The organism is Stenotrophomonas sp. 2YAF22 (assembly GCF_052114665.1).
Classification (GTDB): Bacteria; Pseudomonadota; Gammaproteobacteria; order Xanthomonadales; family Xanthomonadaceae; genus Stenotrophomonas; species Stenotrophomonas indicatrix.
The window spans coordinates 1-2,001 of record NZ_JBFRFE010000707.1; the positions used below are offsets into that span (position 1 = coordinate 1).

The 2,001-nt window shown below is 65.4% G+C and carries 2 protein-coding genes; both read left to right on the forward strand.

The window, feature by feature from the left end:
• Positions 1–662 (forward strand): aldehyde dehydrogenase family protein (locus AB4Y84_RS20190; RefSeq protein ID WP_442250774.1); only part of this gene is annotated, 662 nt, incomplete at its 5' end.
• Positions 663–679: 17 nt separating this feature from the next.
• Complete coding sequence (locus AB4Y84_RS20195) at positions 680–1,807, forward strand: NAD(P)-dependent alcohol dehydrogenase (RefSeq protein WP_363731517.1); 1,128 nt, start codon at positions 680–682, stop codon at positions 1,805–1,807.
• Positions 1,808–2,001: the final 194 nt, after the last annotated feature.

Genomic DNA, 2,001 nt, shown 5'->3' on the forward strand with positions numbered 1-2,001 from the left:
GCCCAGCGCAACGTCCTCACGTGCCGGATCACCCACCTTCAGCGACTTCGCCTTGGCCACCAGCTTCTGCAGGAACGCTGCTGGTACAGCGCAGCATCCATCAGGCGTTCCTGCAGAAGCTGGTGGCCAAGGCGAAGTCGCTGAAGGTGGGTGATCCGGCACGTGAGGACGTTGCGCTGGGCCCACTGATCAATGCCGCGCAACGCGACCATGCGGCGCGCGTGGTCGACGACGCGGTGAAGGCAGGTGCCTCCCTCGAAACCGGCGGCACCCACCAGGACCTGTTCTTCGCACCGACCGTGCTCGGCAACGTCAGCGCCGACAATCCGGCGTTCAACGAAGAGATCTTCGCGCCGGTAGCGGTGGTGGTGCCGTTCGATGACGACGACGAAGCCGTGCGCCTGGCCAATGACAGCGAATACGGCCTTTCGATGGCGATCGTCTCCCGCAATGTCGGCCGCGCGCTGAATCTGGGCGAGCGCCTGCGTACAGGTCTGCTGCACATCAACGACCAGACCGTGAACGACGAGGTCATCAATCCCTTCGGTGGGGTAGGGGCGTCCGGCAACGGCACCAGCATCGGCGGCCCGTCCAACGTGGAGGAATTCACCCAGTGGCAATGGATGACGGTCAAGGGCGAAGCCCCGGCCTATCCCATCTGATCGAGGAGAACGCAACGATGAGCAGCAACAATGAAGCGCGTGACATCACCGCAGCGGTGGTGCGCAGCAAGGAACAGCCCTTTGTCATCGAGCAGGCGCGCCTGCGCGGCCCGCAGGACGACGAAGTGCTGGTGAAGATCGTAGCGACCGGCCTGTGCCATACCGATCTGATCGTGCGCGACCAGTACTATCCGGTGCCGCTGCCGGCGGTGCTGGGTCATGAAGGTGCGGGCATCGTCGAAGCGGTCGGCCCCAACGTGCGCGAGCTGAAGGCTGGCGACCATGTCGTGCTGACCTACGGCCAATGCGGCCACTGCAATCCCTGTCGTGGTGGCCACGGTGCGTACTGCCGCGATTTCTTCGCGCTGAATTTCGGTGGTGATGATGGCCACGGCCATACCGCCATCACCGATGCACAGGGCCAACCGCTGCACGATCACTTCTTTGCACAGTCGTCCTTCGCCACGTTTGCGCTGGCGCGCGAGATCAATGCGATCAAGGTGCCTGACGATGCGCCGCTGGAGCTGCTCGGCCCGCTGGGCTGCGGCATCCAGACCGGTGCCGGTGCGGTGCTCAACTCGCTGCAGGTGCGATCGGGCAGCAGCTTCGCCAGCTATGGCGCCGGTGCGGTCGGTCTGAGCGCGGTGATGGCGGCCAAGGTGGCCGGGGCCACCACCATCATCGCCATCGACGTGGTGCCCTCGCGGTTGCAGCTGGCCATGGAGCTGGGCGCCACCCATGTGGTCAACAGTCGCGAGACCGATGTGATCGAGGCGGTGCGCGCGATCACCGGTGGTGGCGCCGATTTCGCGCTGGAATCGACCGGTCGTCCGGAAGTGCTGTCGGCCGGCATCGAAGCGCTCGGCGGGCTTGGCATGATGGGCGTGGTCGGTGCGCCGAAGCTGGGCACCACTGCCAGTTTCGATGTGAACAACCTGCTGCTGGGTGGGCGCAGCATCCGTGGCATTGTCGAGGGCGACAGCGTGCCGCAGGTGTTCATTCCGCAGCTGGTGACGCTGTACCAGCAGGGGCGCTTCCCGTTCGACAGGCTGGTGAAGTTCTATCCGCTGGAGCAGATCAACCAGGCGGCCGAGGACAGTACGCTCGGCATCACGCTGAAGCCGATTCTGCGGATCGCTGCGTGAGGTGAGGGTGGGGTGGGTTTGCAGGGCTGCGCCCTGCACCCGCCGAATCGACGGCAACGGCAACGGCAACGGCAACGGCAACGTCAAAAGCGGGTATTCCGTGGGATGGCGGGGTGGGTCCGGTTGCGGGGGACGCCGTAAACCCGTCCTTGGGGGCTTGGCCGCGGCATCCATGCCGCGGACACCCCCGCAAC